This window comes from Arthrobacter sp. Hor0625 (genome assembly GCF_052567525.1).
In genome coordinates, this window is the sequence record NZ_CP199586.1 from 856942 (window position 1) to 875046 (window position 18105).

General features: G+C 71.2%; 14 protein-coding genes. 7 read left to right on the forward strand and 7 right to left on the reverse strand.

The genetic code is table 11. The features are described from left to right. Positions 1–5: 5 nt before the first annotated feature. The 3 genes from ACTWLI_RS03795 to ACTWLI_RS03805 all read left to right on the forward strand — a co-directional run bounded on the left by ACTWLI_RS03795 (position 6) and on the right by ACTWLI_RS03805 (position 6601). A complete protein-coding gene (locus tag ACTWLI_RS03795) occupies positions 6–632 on the forward strand; it encodes a DUF4232 domain-containing protein (RefSeq protein ID WP_445155352.1) in 627 nt (208 codons plus the stop codon). 67 nt (positions 633–699) lie between these two features. Then, positions 700–5772 (forward strand): Lhr family ATP-dependent helicase, encoded by a 5073-nt coding sequence (locus ACTWLI_RS03800; RefSeq protein WP_445155353.1) that lies wholly within the window; start codon positions 700–702, stop codon positions 5770–5772. After that, on the forward strand, positions 5765–6601 hold the full coding sequence (locus ACTWLI_RS03805) for a DNA-formamidopyrimidine glycosylase family protein (RefSeq protein ID WP_445155354.1): 837 nt from the start codon (positions 5765–5767) through the stop codon (positions 6599–6601). Before ACTWLI_RS03800 ends, ACTWLI_RS03805 begins: the two co-directional genes overlap by 8 nt. Before the next feature lie 30 nt (positions 6602–6631). On the opposite strand, the gene yczE is transcribed toward ACTWLI_RS03805, so the two are convergent. Next, entirely contained in the window at positions 6632–7276 is a 645-nt protein-coding gene (yczE, locus tag ACTWLI_RS03810) for a membrane protein YczE (RefSeq protein WP_445155355.1), read from the reverse strand. 142 nt (positions 7277–7418) lie between these two features. Between yczE and ACTWLI_RS03815 the strand changes: the two genes are divergently transcribed. Continuing rightward, on the forward strand, positions 7419–8420 hold the full coding sequence (locus ACTWLI_RS03815) for an RluA family pseudouridine synthase (protein WP_445155356.1): 1002 nt from the start codon (positions 7419–7421) through the stop codon (positions 8418–8420). Positions 8421–8487: 67 nt separating this feature from the next. After that, positions 8488–9132, forward strand: coding sequence for a DedA family protein (locus tag ACTWLI_RS03820; protein WP_056736046.1), 645 nt, complete (start codon positions 8488–8490; stop codon positions 9130–9132). 34 nt (positions 9133–9166) lie between these two features. On the opposite strand, the gene ACTWLI_RS03825 is transcribed toward ACTWLI_RS03820, so the two are convergent. The 4 genes from ACTWLI_RS03825 to ACTWLI_RS03840 form a co-directional block, all read right to left on the reverse strand. Continuing rightward, entirely contained in the window at positions 9167–9472 is a 306-nt protein-coding gene (locus tag ACTWLI_RS03825; protein WP_445155357.1) for a hypothetical protein, read from the reverse strand. A gap of 120 nt (positions 9473–9592) precedes the next feature. Further along, entirely contained in the window at positions 9593–12409 is a 2817-nt protein-coding gene (ppc, locus tag ACTWLI_RS03830; RefSeq protein ID WP_445155358.1) for a phosphoenolpyruvate carboxylase, read from the reverse strand. A gap of 150 nt (positions 12410–12559) precedes the next feature. Beyond that, a complete protein-coding gene (locus ACTWLI_RS03835) occupies positions 12560–13414 on the reverse strand; it encodes a Rieske 2Fe-2S domain-containing protein (protein WP_445155359.1) in 855 nt (284 codons plus the stop codon). Between the two features lie 88 nt (positions 13415–13502). Continuing rightward, positions 13503–14183, reverse strand: coding sequence for an NADPH-dependent F420 reductase (locus ACTWLI_RS03840; RefSeq protein ID WP_445155360.1), 681 nt, complete (start codon positions 14181–14183; stop codon positions 13503–13505). 135 nt (positions 14184–14318) lie between these two features. Between ACTWLI_RS03840 and ACTWLI_RS03845 the strand changes: the two genes are divergently transcribed. Both ACTWLI_RS03845 and ACTWLI_RS03850 read left to right on the forward strand, forming a co-directional pair. Continuing rightward, a complete protein-coding gene (locus ACTWLI_RS03845) occupies positions 14319–14966 on the forward strand; it encodes a TetR/AcrR family transcriptional regulator (RefSeq protein ID WP_445155361.1) in 648 nt (215 codons plus the stop codon). A gap of 16 nt (positions 14967–14982) precedes the next feature. Further along, the gene (locus ACTWLI_RS03850; RefSeq protein WP_445155362.1) at positions 14983–15810 is read left to right on the forward strand and encodes a DUF1684 domain-containing protein; all 828 of its coding nucleotides are present in this window, start codon (positions 14983–14985) and stop codon (positions 15808–15810) included. A gap of 110 nt (positions 15811–15920) precedes the next feature. Here ACTWLI_RS03850 and ACTWLI_RS03855 read toward each other — a convergent pair whose 3' ends face one another. Then, entirely contained in the window at positions 15921–17141 is a 1221-nt protein-coding gene (locus ACTWLI_RS03855) for an acyl-CoA dehydrogenase family protein (protein WP_445156113.1), read from the reverse strand. A gap of 8 nt (positions 17142–17149) precedes the next feature. After that, the gene (locus ACTWLI_RS03860; RefSeq protein ID WP_445155363.1) at positions 17150–17959 is read right to left on the reverse strand and encodes an SDR family NAD(P)-dependent oxidoreductase; all 810 of its coding nucleotides are present in this window, start codon (positions 17957–17959) and stop codon (positions 17150–17152) included. Positions 17960–18105 lie beyond the last annotated feature (146 nt).

Genomic DNA, 18105 nt, shown 5'->3' on the forward strand with positions numbered 1-18105 from the left:
TGGCAATGTCTTCCCTGGCAGCGGCGGCGGCCGCGGCGCTGCTGCTCAGCGGCTGCGCTACCAGCCAGCCGCAGGGGGCCTCGAACGCCGCCACCGGCACGCCGCCGTCGGCCTCGGCCAGCGAATCCGCCGCCGAGACCCCGGCGGCGACTGCGGACGGAACCACCTCGGCGCCGCCGTCGTCCGCCGCGGCCACGACGTCAGCGGCCGGGCCCGCCCGCTGCAAGGCAGCACATCTCACCGCATCCCTGGACAGCCGCGGCGGCGGGGCCGCGGGCAGCGTCTACATGCAGCTGATCCTGAAGAACTCCGGCACGGAACCGTGCCTGCTGCAGGGCTACCCCGGGGTATCCCTCACTGCCGGGGCCAGCGGCGCACCCATCGGGGCCGCCGCGAAGCGGGATGACTCGGCGCCGGCCACGGACGTGCTCCTCGCCCCGGGCAAAGCCGGCAAAGCCACCCTGCGCTACACCCAGGCCGCCAACTACCCCGACTGCACCCGCACCCCGGCCGCGGGATTCCGCGTCTACCCGCCCGAGGACACCGCCTCGCTGTTCGTCCCCGCGGCCAAGGACGCGTGCCGGGAATCCGCGGTCAACCTCCTGATCATCGGAGCCTTCACGGCCCTGTAACCCCTCCCGCCGGACACCGCCATCCGCGCCGCGAAAGAGTGTCGGAGCGGTAGGGCATGATGGAGGGATGAAGGGGCAGGAGCTCGCCGGCGGCACACTCGCAGCCGAAGCCATGGACCGGTTCAGCCGGCCGACCCGGGAATGGTTCCTGGGTGCCTTCTCCGCGCCCACGCCGGCGCAGGAGGGCGCCTGGAACGCCATCTCCTCCGGCGCGCATGCCCTGGTGGTGGCCCCGACCGGTTCCGGTAAAACCCTCGCCGCGTTCCTCTGGGCCCTGGACCGCCTGCTGGTTTCCGCGCCCGCCGAGCCCGAGCCGCTGCCCGGCGTCGACGCCGCCGCCAAGCCCGGGCGCCGCAAGACGCCGAAGCGGAAAACCCGCGTCCTCTACATCTCCCCGCTGAAGGCGCTGGGCGTCGACGTCGAACGCAACCTCCGCGCCCCGCTGATCGGCATCACGCAGACCGCCAAGCGGCTGGGCCTGCCCGCGCCGCTGATTACCGTCGGCGTGCGCTCCGGGGATACGACGGCGGCGGACCGCCGCTCGCTGCTCAGCCACCCGCCGGACATCCTCATCACCACCCCCGAGTCCCTCTTCCTGATGCTCACCTCCAAGGCGCGGGAGACCCTGGAGGAGGTGGACACCATCATCATCGACGAGGTGCACGCCGTCGCCGGCACCAAGCGCGGCGCCCACCTGGCGGTCTCACTGGAGCGCCTCGACGCGCTGCTGCCCAAACCGGCCCAGCGGATCGGCCTGTCCGCCACGGTCGAGCCGAAGGAACTCGTGGCGCAGTTCCTCGCGGGTTCGGCGCCGGCGGAAATCGTGGCGCCACCCGCCAAGAAGACCTGGGACCTGACCGTGTCGGTACCGGTCGAGGACATGTCCGACCTGCAGGGCGCCGCCGGGGCGTTCGACTCGGGTCCGGCGTCCGGGCTGCAGCCGCACGCCTCCATCTGGCCCCACGTCGAGGAGAAGATCGTGGACCTGGTGCTGGCCAACCAGTCCACCATCGTCTTCGCGAACTCCCGCCGCCTCGCCGAACGCCTCACCGCCCGCCTGAACGAGATTTACGCCGAGCGCCAGCTGATGGCCGCCGGCGGCGGCTGGGACGACGACGGCGGGCCGGCAGGCGGGTCCGGCCCACCCGCCTCGACGGCCACGCCCGCGCACATGATGGCCCAGGCCGGCAGCACCGCCGGCGCGGATCCGGTGCTGGCCCGGGCACACCACGGCTCCGTCTCGAAGGACCAGCGCGCCCTGATCGAGGACGACCTGAAATCCGGCCGGCTGCGCTGCGTCGTCGCCACGTCCTCCCTGGAACTCGGCATCGACATGGGCGCCGTGGACCTGGTGGTGCAGGTTGAGTCCCCGCCCTCGGTGGCCAGCGGCCTGCAGCGGGTGGGCCGCGCCGGCCACCAGGTCGGCGAGATCTCCCAGGGCGTGCTCTTCCCCAAGCACCGGGCAGACCTGGTGCACACCGCCATCACGGTCGAACGCATGCTCGACGGCAAGATCGAGCGGCTCAGCGTGCCGGCCAACCCGCTGGACATCCTGGCCCAGCAGACCGTCGCCGCCACCGCGCTGGGTGCGATCGACGTCGAGGAATGGTTCGCCACGGTCCGGCGGTCCGCCCCCTTCGCTTCCCTGCCCCGCTCCGCGTTCGAGGCGACCCTGGACCTGCTGGCCGGCCGCTACCCCTCGGACGAATTCGCCGAACTCCGTCCGCGTATCGTCTGGGACCGCAACGCCGGCACCATCGAGGGCCGGCCCGGCTCGCAGCGGCTGGCCGTCACCTCCGGCGGGACCATCCCGGACCGCGGCCTCTTCGGCGTCTATATCATCGGCACCGAGGTCGAGGGGACCGGTTCCTCCGGCGGCTCGGGCGGCTCCGGCGACGGCAAGGCGCCCGGCAAGGCCTCCCCTGCCAAGGGCGGCCGCCGCGTCGGCGAGCTCGACGAGGAGATGGTCTACGAATCCCGCGTCGGCGATGTCTTCGCCCTCGGCGCGACCAGCTGGAAGATCGAGGACATCACGCACGACCGCGTCCTGGTCTCCCCCGCCTTCGGCCAGCCCGGCAAGCTCCCGTTCTGGAAGGGTGACTCGCTCGGCCGCCCGGTGGACCTCGGCCGGGCGCTGGGCGCGTTCGTGCGCGAACTGTCCGCGTCCGACGTCGGGCCTGCCACCGAGCGCTGCAAGGCCAGCGGCCTGGACGACTTCGCGGCCAACAACCTGGTCCAGTACCTCGCCGAACAGAAGCTCGCCACCGAGGTGGTCCCCAGCGACACGACCCTGGTGGTGGAGCGGTTCCACGATGAGCTCGGCGACTGGCGGGTGGTGCTGCACAGCCCGTTCGGGCTGCCCGTGCACGCGCCGTGGGCCCTCGCCGTCGGCCAGCGGCTGCACCAGCGCTACGGGATGGACGGCTCGGCGATGGCCGCCGACGACGGCATCGTGCTGCGCGTGCCGATGATGGAGGATGAGCCGCCCGGGGCGGAACTGTTCCTGTTCGAACCCGAAGAGCTCGAACAGATCGTCACCGCGGAGGTCGGCGGCAGCGCGCTCTTCGCCTCCCGGTTCCGCGAGTGCGCCGCGCGCGCCCTGCTCCTGCCCCGCCAGACCCCCGGCAAGCGCCAGCCCCTGTGGCAGCAGCGCCAGCGCTCGGCGCAGTTGCTGGACGTGGCGCGGAAGTATCCGACGTTCCCGATCGTGCTCGAAACCGTGCGCGAGTGCCTGCAGGATGTCTACGACCTTCCGGCCCTGAAGGACATCGCCGCCTCGATCGACCGGCGGGAGCTGCGCATCCTGCAGACCACGACGCAGCAGCCCTCCCCGTTCGCCAAATCCCTGCTGTTCGGCTATGTCGCGCAGTTCCTCTACGAGGGCGACTCGCCGCTGGCCGAACGCCGGGCCGCCGCCCTGGCGCTGGATTCGACCCTGCTCAACGAACTCCTGGGCCGGGTGGAGCTGCGCGAACTGCTCGACGCGAAGGTCATCGAGGCCACGGAGCTGGAATTGCAGCGGCTGGCCCCGGACCGGCGGATGCGCGGCCTGGAGGGCGTGGCCGACCTGCTGCGGCTCCTGGGCCCGCTCACCCCGGACGAGGTCGCGCTCCGGCTCCAGGGCGAGGCGGCATCCGATACCGCTTCGCTGCCGGCCCCGGCCGAAGCCGTCGCGCCGGAGGCTCCCGGCGGTGCGGAGGCCCCCGGCGGCCCGGATGTCCCGGAGGCCGGAACGGAGGCTGCGGAGGCAGCTCCCGACCTTCCCCCCGCGGACGCATCCACGGCCGCGGCGCACCTGGCCGCGCTGCAGCGCGCCAACCGCGCCATCAAGGTCAACATCGGCGGCGTCGAACGCTACGCGGCGGTCGAAGACGCAGCCAGGCTCCGTGACGCCCTCGGCGTTCCCCTGCCCATGGGCGTGCCGCTGGCGTTCATCGAACCCGTCGCGGACCCGCTCGATGACCTGGTCTCACGCTACGCGCGCACCCACGGACCCTTCACCGCCGCGGAGGCGGCCGCCCGGCTGGGCCTCGGCGTCGCCGTCGTCGGCACCGCGCTGAAACGGCTGGCCGCGGACGGGAGGGTCGTCGAGGGCGAGTTCCGGCCCCATGCCGCAGCACCGGAGGGTGACCGCAACCCGGCCGAAGTCGGCACCGCGGAGGCGGCCGCTCCGGCCGTCGTGGTGCCTCCGGCCGGAGCCAGCGAATGGTGCGACGCCGAGGTGCTCCGGAAGCTGCGCCGCCGCTCGCTGGCCGCCCTGCGCGCCGAGGTGGAACCGGTGGACGCGTCGGCCTACGGACGGTTCCTGCCGGCTTGGCAGCATGTGCGGACGCCCGGCGGCCGTGGCCAGTCGGCGCTGCGCGGGCTGGACGGCATCATCACCGCCATCGACCAGCTCTCCGGTGTGCCGATTCCCGCCTCCGCGTGGGAACCGCTGGTGCTGGCCGGCCGCGTCTCCAACTACCAGCCGGCCATGCTGGACGAACTTATGGCCGCCGGCGAGGTGCTCTGGTCCGGCGCCGGGTCGCTGCCCGGAAACGACGGCTGGGTGAGTCTGCACCTGGCGGATTCGGCCGAACTGACCCTGAACCCGGCCCCGGAGTTCACACCGGGCGACGCCCAGCAGCGGCTGCTGGACCACCTGCAGAACAACGGCGGCGGCTACTTCTTCCGGCAGCTGACCGACATCGCCGGCGGTATGGACGCGGTCCTCAGCGACCAGGACGTCGTCGCGGCGCTCTGGGACCTGGTCTGGGCCGGCCGGATCACCGGGGACACCTTCGCCCCGGTCCGGGCCCTGATCGCCGGCGGCCACACCGCCCACCGGCAGGTCGCCCGCGCGCCGCGGGCCCGGGCACCGCGGCTCAGCCGGCTGGGCCGCGCGCACGGCACCGGGCTGCTCGGATCCGCCGGCTTGCCCGGCGGCCGGTACGGCTCCGCCGCCGGGGCGGCCCCCACGCCGCCGCTGGCAGCGGGGCGCTGGTCGGCGCTGCCCGCCCCCGAACTGGATGCCACGATCCACGCCCGCGCCACCGCGGAACTCCTGCTGGACCGCTACGGCGTCGTCACCCGGGGCTCGGTCATGGCAGAGAACATCCTGGGCGGGTTCGGCCTGATGTACAAGGTCCTGGCCCGGCTTGAGGAGGCCGGCCGCTGCCGCCGCGGCTACTTCATCGAGCACCTCGGCGCCGCCCAGTTCGCGGTGCCTGCCACGGTGGACCGGCTGCGGTCCTACGTCGAGGATGCCCAGGTGAACAAGTCCGAGCCGGTCGCCCTGGCCCTCGCCGCCACGGATCCGGCGAACCCCTACGGCGCGGCCCTGCCCTGGCCTGCCCTGGACGTGGAAGCCGGCACCGGCCACCGCCCCGGCCGTAAAGCCGGCGCACTCGTGGTCCTGGTCGACGGCGCGCTGGTGCTCTATGTCGAACGCGGCGGCAAGACCTTGCTGGCCTTCGACGACGACGCCGAGGTCCTCGCCGCCGCCGGCGCCGCCCTGGTGGGCGTGGTGACCCGCGGCGCCGTCGACAAGCTGATCATGGAAAAGGTCAACGGGCACGGAATCCTGGATACGCCCGTCGCCGCCGCGCTGGCGCAGGCCGGCGCCTACTCGACACCGAAGGGGTTGAGAATCCGTGCCTGAGGGGGATTCCGTTTTCCGCGCCGCGGCCCAGCTGCACGCCGCGCTGGCGGGCAAGGAACTGCTCGCTTCCGACTTCCGCGTGCCGCGGTTCGCCACGCTGAAACTGGGCGGCTGGACCGTGCAGGACGTGGTTCCCCGCGGCAAACACCTGCTGATGCGGGTGGCGGGGCCGCGGCCGCGGGACCGGCTGACGATCCACTCGCACCTGAAGATGGAAGGGACCTGGCAGATCTACCCGCCCGGGGGCCGCTGGCGCAAGCCCGGGTTCACGGCCCGGTGCGTGCTCCGCACCGCGAGCGCCGACGCCGTCGGGTTCTCCCTCGGGCTGCTGGAGGTCATTCCGACCGCCGATGAGGACAGCGTGGTCGGGCACCTCGGTCCGGACCTGCTCGGCCCGGACTGGGATATGGCCGAAGCCGAGCGCCGCATGCGCGCTGCGCCCGAGGTGCCGATCGGCGTCGCCCTCCTGGACCAGCGCAACCTTGCCGGCATCGGCAACATCTACCGCTGCGAGGCCTGCTTCCTCTCCGGCGTGCATCCCGCGGCGCCGGTCTCCGCGGTGCCCGACCTCGCGGCGATGATCACCGACGCGAAGGTCCTGCTGACCGCCAATCTCGGCCCCGGGCGCCGGGTCACCGTGCTGAACGCGCGCGGCGTTCCGGTGGGGCGCACGGCCGGGCGGCCCGGGTACTGGGTCTACCGGCGCGAACACCAGCCCTGCCTCAAATGCCGCACGCCGATCCGCCGCGGCGTCCTGGCCAAGGACAGCGGCACCGAGGAACGCGATATCTACTTCTGCCCGCGCTGCCAGCCGCCGCCCGGGAGCTAGGGGCGGCGCCGGTAGCGGCCTGACGAACGCCTACGACGCCGGCGAGGAGGTCCCTGCTGCCAGAGCGTCAGCCTCGGGCAGCTCTTTGCCCTTGCCGGCAGGTTCCGGCACGGTGAACCGTGGCAGCAGGAGCTGGACCAGCGGGCCGATCGCCAGGGCGTACAGCACCGTTCCCACGCCCACCGAACCGCCCAGGAGCCAGCCGGCGGCCAGGACGACCACCTCGATGCCGGTCCGAACTGTTCCTACCCTCCAGCCGCGCGCCGCGAGGCCGGTCATCAGCCCGTCCCTCGGTCCGGGCCCCAGGCGGGCGCCGATGTAGAGGGCGGATGCCACGCCGTTGAGCAGCACAGCTCCGATCAGCAGCGCAATCTGGCCGCCAAGGTATGAAAACTGCGGGATCAGGGCCAGCCCGATGTCGGCGAACACGCCCACCAGCACGGCGTTGCCCACGGTCCCCACTCCGGGCCGCTGCCGGAGGGGGATCCACAGCAGCAGCACCAGGAAACTGACGATGATGACCACCGTGCCGAGGCTGAGCCCGGTCCTGCCCGCCAGCCCCTGGTGGAACACGTCCCACGGCGCCACCCCGAGGCTGGCACGGACGACCATGGCCAGGGAAACGCCGAACAAGGCGAGGCCAATCAGGAGCTGGAGCAGTCGGCGCGTCATCATAGGCACCATCCTGCCACCGTCCCGCGCGCGGGAGTTCCTCGAGGCCGCCTTCGTTACGGCATTCCCCGCTCCGCTTCTTGCAGCTGCGCCGACATTGACGGTCCGTTTGGACGGTGGGACGGCCACGTAGAATGGAGCGGTGATGCAGTCCCCCCTTCCCGTGCGCGACGGCGTCAACGCCACCCGCCTCCGCCTGCCGGACGAGGGTCCGTGGGAGACGGCGATGGACTACATGATGCACCGCTGGGGGCACATCGACCCGCAGGGCATCGCCGACCGCTTCGACGCCGGCGAGATCGTGGGCGAGGCCGGCGTCCCCCTGGACCGGACCACCCCGCTGCAGCGCCACACCTTCATCTGGTACTACCGCTCGCTGCCGCCGGAGACGCGCATCCCGGTGGAACTGAACATCCTGCACCAGGACGAGCACCTCCTGGTCGTGGACAAGCCGCACTTCCTGCCCACCACCCCGGGCGGCACCTACATCCAGGAGTCGGCCCTGGTGCGGCTGCGGAACCAGCTGGAGCTGCCGGACCTGGTCCCGATGCACCGCCTGGACCGGATGACGGCCGGCATCCTGCTGCTTTCCACGAACCCCGAGACCCGCGGCAGGTACCAGGTGCTGTTCGAAAAACGCCGGGTGCAGAAGGAATATGAGTGCGTGTCCGCCGCGGACCCCGCGCCGGGGCATGCCGCGGTCGACTTCCCCGTGGTGGTCAGGAACCGGATGACCAAGTCCCGCAGCTACCTGCTGGCCGAGGTCATCGACGGCGAGCCGAACGCCGAGACCCGGATCGAACGGATCCGCACCTTCGGCGGTCCCGGCGACGCGTCGTCGGCCGCTCCCGACGACGGCGGCCCGCGCCGGGCGCTGTACCGGCTGGAGCCACACACCGGGAAGACGCACCAGTTGCGCGTGCACATGGCCTCGCTGGGTCTCGGGATCGTGAACGACGCGTTCTATCCCGAGCTGCTGGACAAGGCGCCGGACGACTACGCCAGGCCGCTGCAGCTGCTCGCCCGCGGCATCCGGTTCGTGGACCCCATTTCCGGCAAGCCGGTGGAGTACCGCAGCCGGCTCGAGCTCTCCGAGGCCCGCCCGGGCGATCCCGACGACCGGCACGGCGCAGCCGCCGGCCGGTAACCGGCTTCCCCGGCCGGCGCGGGAGCGGCCCGCGCGTGTCCGGTCCGCTTTGCGGTACCTTGTGCCCATGGAACTGGCGAGCGCGGACACCTGGGGAGCGGCAATCTATTGCTGGATCGTTCCCATCGTGCTCGGCGACGCCATCTTCCCGCCGGTCCCGTCCGAGATGCTGGTTATCACCGGCGGCGCTCTTTCCGCCGACGGCCGCGCGAACGTGTTCCTGGTGGTGCTTCTCGCCGCCTTGGCCTCCTGGATTGGCGACGTGCTGGTGTTCCAGCTGTTCAAACGCCGGCTCAGCCATGTGCTGGACCGCTGGCGCTGGGGGCGCACCTTCCACCGCGGCGTGCACCAAGCCATCGCCAAGGCGGGCAGGTCCTCCACCTACGGCGGCATCATCGGGATCCGCTTCATTCCCGGCGGCCGGCTCGCCACGACGGCGGCGGCCGGGATCGCCAACGTCTCCACCCGCGGGTTCAGCTTCTGCGCCGCGCTCGGGGGCACGCTCTGGGCCGCCTGGTCCGCGGGACTGGGCTACGTCACAGGGTCGGCCACGCGGCTGCCGTTCTGGGCCAGTTCGCTGATCGGCGTGCTCCTTGGCCTGGTGATCGGCGCCGTCGTCGGACTGATCGTCACGCGCCGCCGCGGCAGCCGCTCGCCCGTCGTGGAAGCCGGACCGTCGGCAACGGATCCGGACGCCGAGCTCGATTTCTAGGCGGCAACCCGCCGCTGCTGTGAGACCGGCTCTCTTAGACCGGCGCCCAGCGGCCGCGGTTGCGCCGCAGCACCATGAGGGTCCCGGTGACCGCAACGCGTTCGACGGCGTCACGCATCATGGCGGCCGACTCCAGCGCCTGGCGGTTTTCCGCCGCGTAGGCCGTGGCGTCCACCAGGAAGCGCAGGTTCAACTGCGGCACGCCCCCGGCGATTTCAAGCTGGTTGGCCTCCACGTGGTGCCGGGTCCCGAGCGCCTCGATGGCGGTCTCCATGACCGCCTCCGGCGGCGTTCCCGGCTTCAGCCCGGTGATTTTGAGTCTGGTCTGGAACGAGGGCATGAACCCACCCTAGCGGCCCCCGACCCTCCCGCAGATCCGGCCGCACTACAGCGACCCTCCCGCAGATCCGGCGGCATCCAAGAGGACTTTGAGCCGGACCTGAGGGAGTGTCCGAAGGGGCTACCCGGTGTTGCGCAGGCCTGCGGCCACGCCGTTGACCGTGATCAGCATGGCCCGCTGGAGGCGCTCGTCGATCTCGGCGTTGGGCATGTCCCTCTCCGCGGCGCCGGCCCGGACCCGGCGGAGCAGCTCCACCTGCAGGTAGCTGATCGGGTCCAGGTACTGGTCGCGGATCTCGAGGGACCGCTTGAGCGTCGGCTGCGCGTCCAGCAACAGGTCCTCGCCGGTCAGGTTCCGGATCTCGGCCACGGTCAGCTCGTACTCTGCCCGGATGGCCTTGAACAGGTGGTGCAGCTCCTCCGGAACCAGGGTGGAGACGTAGTAGCCGGCAATGTCCATGTCCGTCTTGGCGAGCGTCATCTCCACGTTCGAGAGCACGGACCGGAAGAAGTGCCAGCTCTCCATCATTTCCACAAGCTGGGCCGAGTGGCCGGCCTCGCGGGCGGCCTTGAGGCCCGACCCGACGCCGAACCAGCCCGGCACGATCTGCCGCGACTGCGTCCAGCCAAAGACCCACGGGATGGCGCGGAGCCCTTCGAGCCCGGCGCCGGAATCGGGCCGCTTGGAGGGCCGGGAACCGATGTTCAGCGAGCCCAGCTGTTCCACCGGGGTGGAAGCCATGAAGTACGCCGGCAGGTCCGGATCGTCGATCAGGGTGCGGTACCGGGCAAACGCGGCGTCGGAGACGGCGTCCATCACGTGGCCGTAGCGCTCGCGCTGGTCCTCCGAAGTGCGCGGGGTGCGGTGCAGGGCCGAGCCCTGCAGCACCGCGGCGAGCGAGAGTTCCAGGTTCTCGCGGGCCAGCTCGGGCAGCGAGTACTTGTCCGAGATGACTTCGCCCTGTTCGGTGAACTTGATTTCGCCTTCCAGCACACCGTTGGGCTGGGCCATGATCGCGTCGTAGGTCGGTCCCCCGCCGCGGCCCACGGATCCCCCGCGGCCGTGGAAGAGCCGCACCCGCACCCCGTGCCGGGCGGCGACGTCGCGGAGTTTGCGCTGTGTCTTGTGGATCTCCCACTGGCTCGTCATCACGCCGGATTCCTTGTTCGAGTCCGAATAACCCAGCATGATTTCCTGGACGTCGCCGCGCAGCCGGACCAGTTCCCGGTAGGACGAATCCGAGAGCAGCGCGTCCACGATCTCGGCCGACGCGCGCAGCTCCTCCACGGTTTCCAGCAGCGGGGCGAAGCCGATCTTCGCGTACGGCGCCTCACCGAAGAGGTTGACCAGCCCGGCTTCGCGGGCCAGCACCGCCGCGGCCAGCACGTCGTCGGCGCCGCGCGTCATGGAAATGATGTACGTCTCGATCACGTCGGGGCCGTAGGTGCGCAGCGCCCGGCGGATCTCGCGGAAGACGTCGTACGTTCCGTCCGCGACGCCGTCGAGCTTGATCGGGTGGCCGGAGAGCGGCCGGCGGGAGGCGAGCTCGGAGCCGAGCACCTCCAGGCGTTCCGCCCGGCTGAGCTCCGCGTACCGCACGCCGGGTCCGCCGAGGCGGTCCATCAGCTGGCCGACGGCGTCATGGTGGTGGTCGGCGTGCTCGCGGATGTCGAGGGTGGCCAGCTGCAGGCCGAAGGAAGCGACGGCGCGGCGGACCCGGGCGAGGGCGCCGTCCGCGGCGAGGCCCCCCTGATGGTTCCGCAGCGAGGCCTCGAGCAGGCCGAGTTCGGCCAGCAGCTCCGCGGTGGCGGCGTAGTCGCGGCCGGGCTCGTGCGAGGATCCGGCCGCGACCCGGCGGCCGGTGTTCAGCAGCTTGGCCTTGATGCAGGTGAGCTTGAGCCGGTACGGTTCCTGCGCGTTGAGTTCCAGCACCCGGCGGTCCAGGCCGGGAAGGTTCTTCAGGTCGACGTCGATCGAGTCCAGCAGTTCCTGGTCCGCCCCGGCCAGCGCGGTGGAGTTGGAGAGGATGGAGATCAGCCCGTCGATCAGGCCGATGCTGATCCGGATGGCGTGCTGGTTCTGGATCTGCAGGATTTCGCGGGTGACGCCGGCGGTGACGTTGGGGTTGCCGTCCCGGTCGCCGCCGATCCAGGAACCGAAGCGGATCGGCGCCTTCCCGACCGGCAGGGTGACGCCGTGCTCGCCGAGCAGGTCGGAGAGATCGGCGAGCATCTCCGGCATGGCGTCGCCGAGGATTCCGGTGAGGTAGTAGATCGCGTTCCGGGCTTCGTCCACCGGAGTGGGCCGGACCTGCCGGAGTTCGTCCGTCTGCCACATCTGGTCAATCACCTCGGCCACTTGGCGGTCCTGGCGGCGGCGGGCCGTGGTGCCCTCCCGGGTCGTTTCGGCCAGGATGTCCGAGATCCGGCGGATCTTGTCCAGCACCGACCGGCGCGACGCCTCGGTGGGGTGGGCGGTGAAGATGGGCCGGACGTCGAGTTCGTCCACGACGTCCTGGAGTACCCCGGCCCCGGCCTGTCCGGCAATGTCCGCGACGGCCTTGGCCAGCCAACCGTCCTTTTCCTGCCGGGTCCGGAGCCCGCGGACCCGGTGGACCTGTTCGGCGGCGTTGGCCAGGTGGAAGTAGAACGCGAAGGCCCGGACGAGGTCGGTCGCCTGGTCCAGCGGCAGGGAGCCGAGCAGCTCACGGACCTGGGCGACGACGTCGTACGAGCTCCAGGGTCCGGTGGCGTCCGCGCCGCCGCGGGCGGCTTCCTTGGATTCCTTGGTCAGCAGGCGCACCTGCTCCACAAGGTCGAGCAGCTCGGGGCCGTGCTGGCGGACCAAGGATTCGCCGAGGAGGGTGGACACCCGGCGGACGTCGGCGCGCAGCTCGGCGGCGAGATCGGTGCCGGAAGTCATTGCAGTGTCAGCCATGGAAACATCTTTCGAGGGTTCGACGTGGCTCGTACACTGCGCTGGATACTGTGAGCCGGGTTACTTGTACCCATGGGATGTTACCCGGCTCACGCTGTGGCCGTGAATCCGTCTCACATAGCGTCCAGCCCTTTGGGGTCCGGCGCGGGGCTATCCGGGCGTCCGGCGGACCTCGATCCGCCCCTCGTTCAGGCGCGTCTCGTAGCGGGGCTGCGGGCGGGTCGCGGGGCCGCGGACGACGCTGCCGTCCTTCAGGCGGAAGGTGCTGCCGTGCCAGGGGCAGACGACGCAGCCGCCGTCGATCTCGCCCTGTTCCAGCGGGCCGCCCATGTGGCTGCAGACGCTGTCCACGGCCAGGATCCGCGAACCCGAGCGGTACAGCAGCACCGAGACCTTGCCGGCCTCCACCTTGCGGTGGCTGCCGTCGGGCAGCTCGGCGTCGTCGAGCACCGGGGTCCACTTCGCCGGGCCGGTCCGGTTGGCCGTCCGGTTCACGTTCACCCCACTGGCGTAGCTGAGGTGGCCGCCAAGGAAGCCGCCGACCATCAGGATGCCGAATCCGGCCAGGCCCAGCGTTTTGCCCAGCCCGCGGCTTCCCTTCGACCGGGCGACGCCGGACGCGGCGTAGAGGCCGAGTGCTGCGCTGTTGGCCGCGGCGTGTACCAGCCCCACCCGGCGGGGTTTCCCGTGGGTGTCCGACCAGTCGTTGAGCCCGGCCGCGGCCGTCGGAACGGCGGCGGCGATCCCGATGGCCACCAGGAGGTCCGCGGCGGGCTCCATGGCCTCACCGCCCAGGACGTCCAGCAGGGCCGCCATGCTCCAGGCGCCGATGGGGAGATCGGTCAGCAGCGGATGGACCGGGTGGCCGATGACGGTGCCGCTGAGGACGTTCCGGACAACTCGCGGCTGCACCGCCTTGCCGACCACCCCGGCGAGGGCGGCGGAAACCCCATCCAGCCGGTCAAAGCGCTCGATGGAAGCTACGAGGGAATCCAGCGGGTTCATGTCTGCTCCTGGGTTTCGGGCCGGAGAACTGCGCAGGGCACCCAGTGTTCCACCCGGCCCGCGGGCGGATCAAGGTCCGCAGGGACTCCTAGCGGGCAATCTTGAAGTTGAAGTCCGCGTTGCCGAAGGCGCCCCACAGCCGCAGCCAGATCGGCAGAAGCATCTCCGTGCCGCGGGCCGTGGTGATATCGCCGAGGTCGATGATGTCGCGGTGGCCCAGCGCCGCGAGCAGCCCCGCCACCACCGCCTTGGCATCCGCGTCGTTGCCGGAGATAAACACCGAGTGGTCCCCGCCGGCCACGCTCGCCGGGTCGACCATGACGGCCGCGTTCATCGTGTTGAGCGTCTTCACCACCCGGGCCTCGGGGAAAGCGCGCTGGAGCTGCTCGCCCAGGCTGTCCGTGTTCACCGGATTCAACGACGGCGGAAAGCCCTGGGAAAAGTCGAGCGGGTTGGCGATGTCGACGACGACCTTGCCGGCAAGGTTGTCGGCGCCGGCCGCGGTCAACGCGTCCAGGGAGCCCGTGCCGTTGGTGGCGTTGACCACGATCTCGCTCCCGGCGGCTGCCTCCGCGAAACCAGTCAGGGGGATCCCGCTGTGGTCGGCGTGCCACTGCGAAAACGGCGCGCCGCCCATCGGACCGGCTTCGGTCCGGGCCAGCGTTGCCTGCGGGTCGCGGGTGCCGATGACGACGTCGTGGCCCAGCGCGGCGAGGGCGGCCGCGACCGTGGGGCCGACCGTGCCGGTGCCGAAAACTGCAATTTTCATGGGGACCTCATTCTGGAAAAAGGGATCGGGCTTGGAACGGGTAGACAAGTTCGTCTACCGCAAACGCGACGCTATCAGACAGAACTGTCTACGGCAATCACTGTTTGGACAGACTCGTCTGCGTACCATGAAGTTATGACTCCGTCCGCAGCCACCGCCGCAGCCACCGCCCCCGCCGAGGCCGGCCCGCGGGCAGCGCGGACCCCGGCCGGAGCAGCCCGGGAGAAAATCCTCGCCACGGCCTTCCGGCTCTTTTACGCCCAGGGCCTCCGAGCCGCCGGCGTCGACACGATCATCGCCGAGTCGGGCGTCGCCAAAGCAACCTTCTACAAGTACTTCCCAGCCAAGGACGACCTGATCCTCGCGTACCTGGAGCAGGTGGACGGAGTGTGGACCGGGCAGTTGCGCGCCGCCGCTGAAGCTGCCGGGCCGGACCCCGCGGACCAGCTGGTGGGACTCTTTGACGCGCTCTCCAGCGCCTGCCGGCGCGACGGTTACCGGGGCTGCGCGTTCATCAACGCCGCCGCCGAATCGCCGTCGGGCACGCGCGTGCATGAGCGCACAGTCGCCCACAAACAACACATCCTGGCCTGGATCCGGAGGCTGGCCGAGCAGGCGGGGGCCACCGACCCGGACCAGCTGGCGCGCAGCCTCACCCTGGTCCTCGACGGCGGGCTGGCCAGCGGCGTGCTCGACGCCGACCCCGCCGCCGCCACCGCCGCCCGCAACACCGCGGCGCAGCTGGTGGCCGCCGCCCTTCCGTCCCCGCCCGCCCGCCACTGACCTGCCGGAGAATCTTGTGACCACTGACGCTCCCGCCGCCGACGCCCAGCTGGCCCGCTGGCAGCGCTTCCGGAAGAACCGCAACGAAGCCCTGGCAGCCGACTACGGCTGGCTCACCCTGACGTCCTTCCAGTGGCTCCCGGCGTCACCCGCCGCCGTCGAACCCGCCCCGGGACTGTGGTCCACCGACGGCTCGACGGCGGTCCTGACCGCCGCCGCGGCCGACGGGCTGACGCTCGTGGAGACCGGCGAAGCCGTGGACGGTACCGTCAGCGCCGTCCTTGCCGACGAGGAGTCCCTGCTCTGGGTCCAGTTCGGCGGGGCGGACGGGCGCCGGGTCCGGGTGGAACTGGCCATGCGGGCCGGCCGGTACGCGATCCGCACCCGCGATTCGGCGTCGCCGGTGTTCACCGGGTTCGACGGCGTGCCCACCTTCGACTACCGGCCGGACCTTGTCATCGAAGCCCGCTTCGAGCCCTACCCGGAGCCGGTGGACGTGCCGATCGGGACCGCGAATCCACTGGTGGACGGGGTGCACCCGTCCGTGGGCGAACTCGTCTTCCGGCTCCCCGGGCAGGCGCATGAGTGCCGCCTGCAGGCCGAGGAAGAGAAGCTCGGCGCTTTGACGGTGACGTTCCACGACGAGACCAACGGCGACACGACGGACGAGTGGCGCAAGGTCTCGACGGCCCGGCCGAGGCCCGATGGAAGCGTGATCCTGGACTTCAACCGGGCGATCAACTACCCCAGCGCCTTCACCCCCTACGGCACGTGCCCCATGCCGGTGAAGAACAACAGCCTGGACTACCGGATCGAAGCCGGCGAGAAAGCCCCCTTCGCCTAATCCCCCAGCGCGAACGGACACTTCGCGCCCAAAAACGCGCGGGCGCAGGGGCCTGAAGTGTACGTTCGCGCACCCGCAGGGGCCTGAAGTGTACGTTCGCGCTCTGGGGGTTAGACGATGGCCGACACGCCCGTCACGGCCCGGCCCACGATCAGGGTGTTGATCTCGTACGACCCCTCGTAGGTGTAGATCGCTTCGGCGTCGGCGAAGATCTTGGCCATCCGGTAGTCGGTGACGATCCCGTTGCCGCCCAGCAGGGACCGGCCCATCGCGACGGTCTCGCGCATCCGGGCACTGACATAGGACTTCGCCAGGGCCACCTGCGGCATGTCCGCGGCACCGTCGGCCTGCAGTTGCGCCAGCCGGACCATCATGCCCATGCTCGCCACCGCGTTGCCCAGCATTGCCACCAGCTGCTGCTGGACCAGCTGGAACTTCGCCAGCGGCCGGCCGAACTGCTCGCGTTCGACGGCGTACTGCCGGGCGACGTCGAACGCGGCCAGCTGCTGGCCCACGCCCTGCCACGCGACCATGATCCGCGAGCCGCGGAGCAGCTCGTTCGTATCCTCGAAGCTGTTGATCCCGGCGAAGCGGTCGGCCTCGGCCACCCGGACATCGGTGAACTCAATGTCCGCGTTCTGCACGGTGCGCAGCGCGATCTTGTTCTCGATGCGGCTCCGGCGCACCCCCGGCAATGCCGCATCGAGGATGAAACCGCGGACGGCCCCGTCGGCCTCGTCGCGGGCCCAGACCAGCATGTAGTCGCAGAACGTGCCGTTGCCGATCCAGCGCTTGGCGCCGTTGAGCACCCAGTAGTCGCCGGCGTCATCTGCGACGCGCCGCGCCGTGGTCTCCATGCCGCCGGCGACGTCGGAGCCGTGGTCCGGTTCGGTCAGCGCGAAGGCCCCCGTGGTGCGCAGGGCGGCCGCGTCGGCCAGCAGCCGGGCCTTCTGGTCCTCGGAGCCGAAGCCGTAGAGCGACTCCACGAACAGGTCGTGGTGGACGAGGAAGAAGGTGGCGAGCGAGGTGTCCACCCGGGTCATCTCGGCGATGACGAGGCCGGCGAAGAGGTGGCTGTAGCCGCGCTGGGCCGGGGCGCTGAGTTCCAGTGCGGCCAGCTTGGGCAGGATGTGCGCCGGGAATTCGGCGTCGTTCCACCACTGGGTGGCGTACGGCGCCACCTCGCGGGCCAGGAAGTCCCGCAGTTCCGCCAGTTTGGCCTGCTCGGCGGCACTGAGCAGCGCCTCGAACCCGTAGAAGTCCGCGGTGGGCAGCCCGGCGGCGGCAGACCCGCCGGCCGAAGCACTGGAGCCGCCGGCGGGAGCGTCCACGCCGAGGCTCACTTCGGTCCCATCCGAATGGCGCCGTCGAGCCGGATCGTTTCGCCGTTGAGCATCGCGTTATCCACGATGTGCGCGGCGAGGTTGGCGTACTCCGCGGGGCGGCCGAGCCGGGACGGGTGGGGTACCTGCGCCCCGAGCGAGTCCTGCGCTTCCTGCGGCAGGCCCGCCATCATGGGAGTCTCGAAGATGCCGGGGGCGATCGTCACGACGCGGATCAGCGAGCGCGCCAGTTCCCGGGCGATCGGCAAGGTCATCGCGGCCACGGCGCCCTTGGAGGCGGAGTAGGCGGGCTGGCCGATCTGGCCGTCGAACGCGGCGACCGAGGCGGTGTTGATGATGACGCCGCGCTCCGGGCCGCCCAGCTCGGAGGCCACCGGCTCGGTGGCGGCCATCGCGGCGGCGGCCAGACGAATGACGTTGAAGGTACCGATGAGATTGATCTGGATGACGCGGCTGAAAGTCTCCAGCGGCAGCACGCCTTCCCGGCCCAGCACCTTCCCCGGGGTGGCGATGCCGGCGCAGTTCACCACGATCCGGAGGGGGCCCAGGGAGGCGGCGGCGTCGACAGCGGCCTGCACCTGTTCCTCGCTGGTGACGTCCGCGGGGACGAAGACGGCCCGGTGGGCCGCTGCGGGCGCGCCGCCGCCGGCCGACGCGTTGAGCTCGGCTGCGAAGGCTTCCCCGGCCGAAGTTGGCAGGTCGACCAGCACCACAGACGCGCCGGCGTCGAACAGCCGCCGCGCGGTCGCGGCCCCCAGCCCGGACGCACCGCCCGTAATCAGCGCAACAGTACCCAAGACGTCCATGCATCCTCCTTGATGTGGAACGAAACCCCGGCCCAGGCACCTGTCGCGCCCGCCGGCCGGGGAACACTTAGTTAGTTTAGGTTAACTGGAATAGGAATGTTGCGCACCCCCGCGCCGGGTGTCCGCGCCGAGGCGGCGGCCGCCAC

Bases quoted from the DNA above. Each gene is read 5' to 3' on its own strand.
- ACTWLI_RS03845 (WP_445155361.1), top strand. From the start codon at position 14,319: ATGACTCCGTCCGCAGCCACCGCCGCAGCCACCGCCCCCGCCGAGGCC.
- ppc (WP_445155358.1), bottom strand. From the start codon at position 12,409: ATGGCTGACACTGCAATGACTTCCGGCACCGATCTCGCCGCCGAGCTG.
- yczE (WP_445155355.1), bottom strand. From the start codon at position 7,276: ATGATGACGCGCCGACTGCTCCAGCTCCTGATTGGCCTCGCCTTGTTC.
- ACTWLI_RS03820 (WP_056736046.1), top strand. From the start codon at position 8,488: ATGGAACTGGCGAGCGCGGACACCTGGGGAGCGGCAATCTATTGCTGG.
- ACTWLI_RS03800 (WP_445155353.1), top strand. From the start codon at position 700: ATGAAGGGGCAGGAGCTCGCCGGCGGCACACTCGCAGCCGAAGCCATG.
- ACTWLI_RS03840 (WP_445155360.1), bottom strand. From the start codon at position 14,183: ATGAAAATTGCAGTTTTCGGCACCGGCACGGTCGGCCCCACGGTCGCG.
- ACTWLI_RS03860 (WP_445155363.1), bottom strand. From the start codon at position 17,959: ATGGACGTCTTGGGTACTGTTGCGCTGATTACGGGCGGTGCGTCCGGG.
- ACTWLI_RS03825 (WP_445155357.1), bottom strand. From the start codon at position 9,472: ATGCCCTCGTTCCAGACCAGACTCAAAATCACCGGGCTGAAGCCGGGA.
- ACTWLI_RS03795 (WP_445155352.1), top strand. From the start codon at position 6: ATGTCTTCCCTGGCAGCGGCGGCGGCCGCGGCGCTGCTGCTCAGCGGC.
- ACTWLI_RS03815 (WP_445155356.1), top strand. From the start codon at position 7,419: ATGCAGTCCCCCCTTCCCGTGCGCGACGGCGTCAACGCCACCCGCCTC.
- ACTWLI_RS03835 (WP_445155359.1), bottom strand. From the start codon at position 13,414: ATGAACCCGCTGGATTCCCTCGTAGCTTCCATCGAGCGCTTTGACCGG.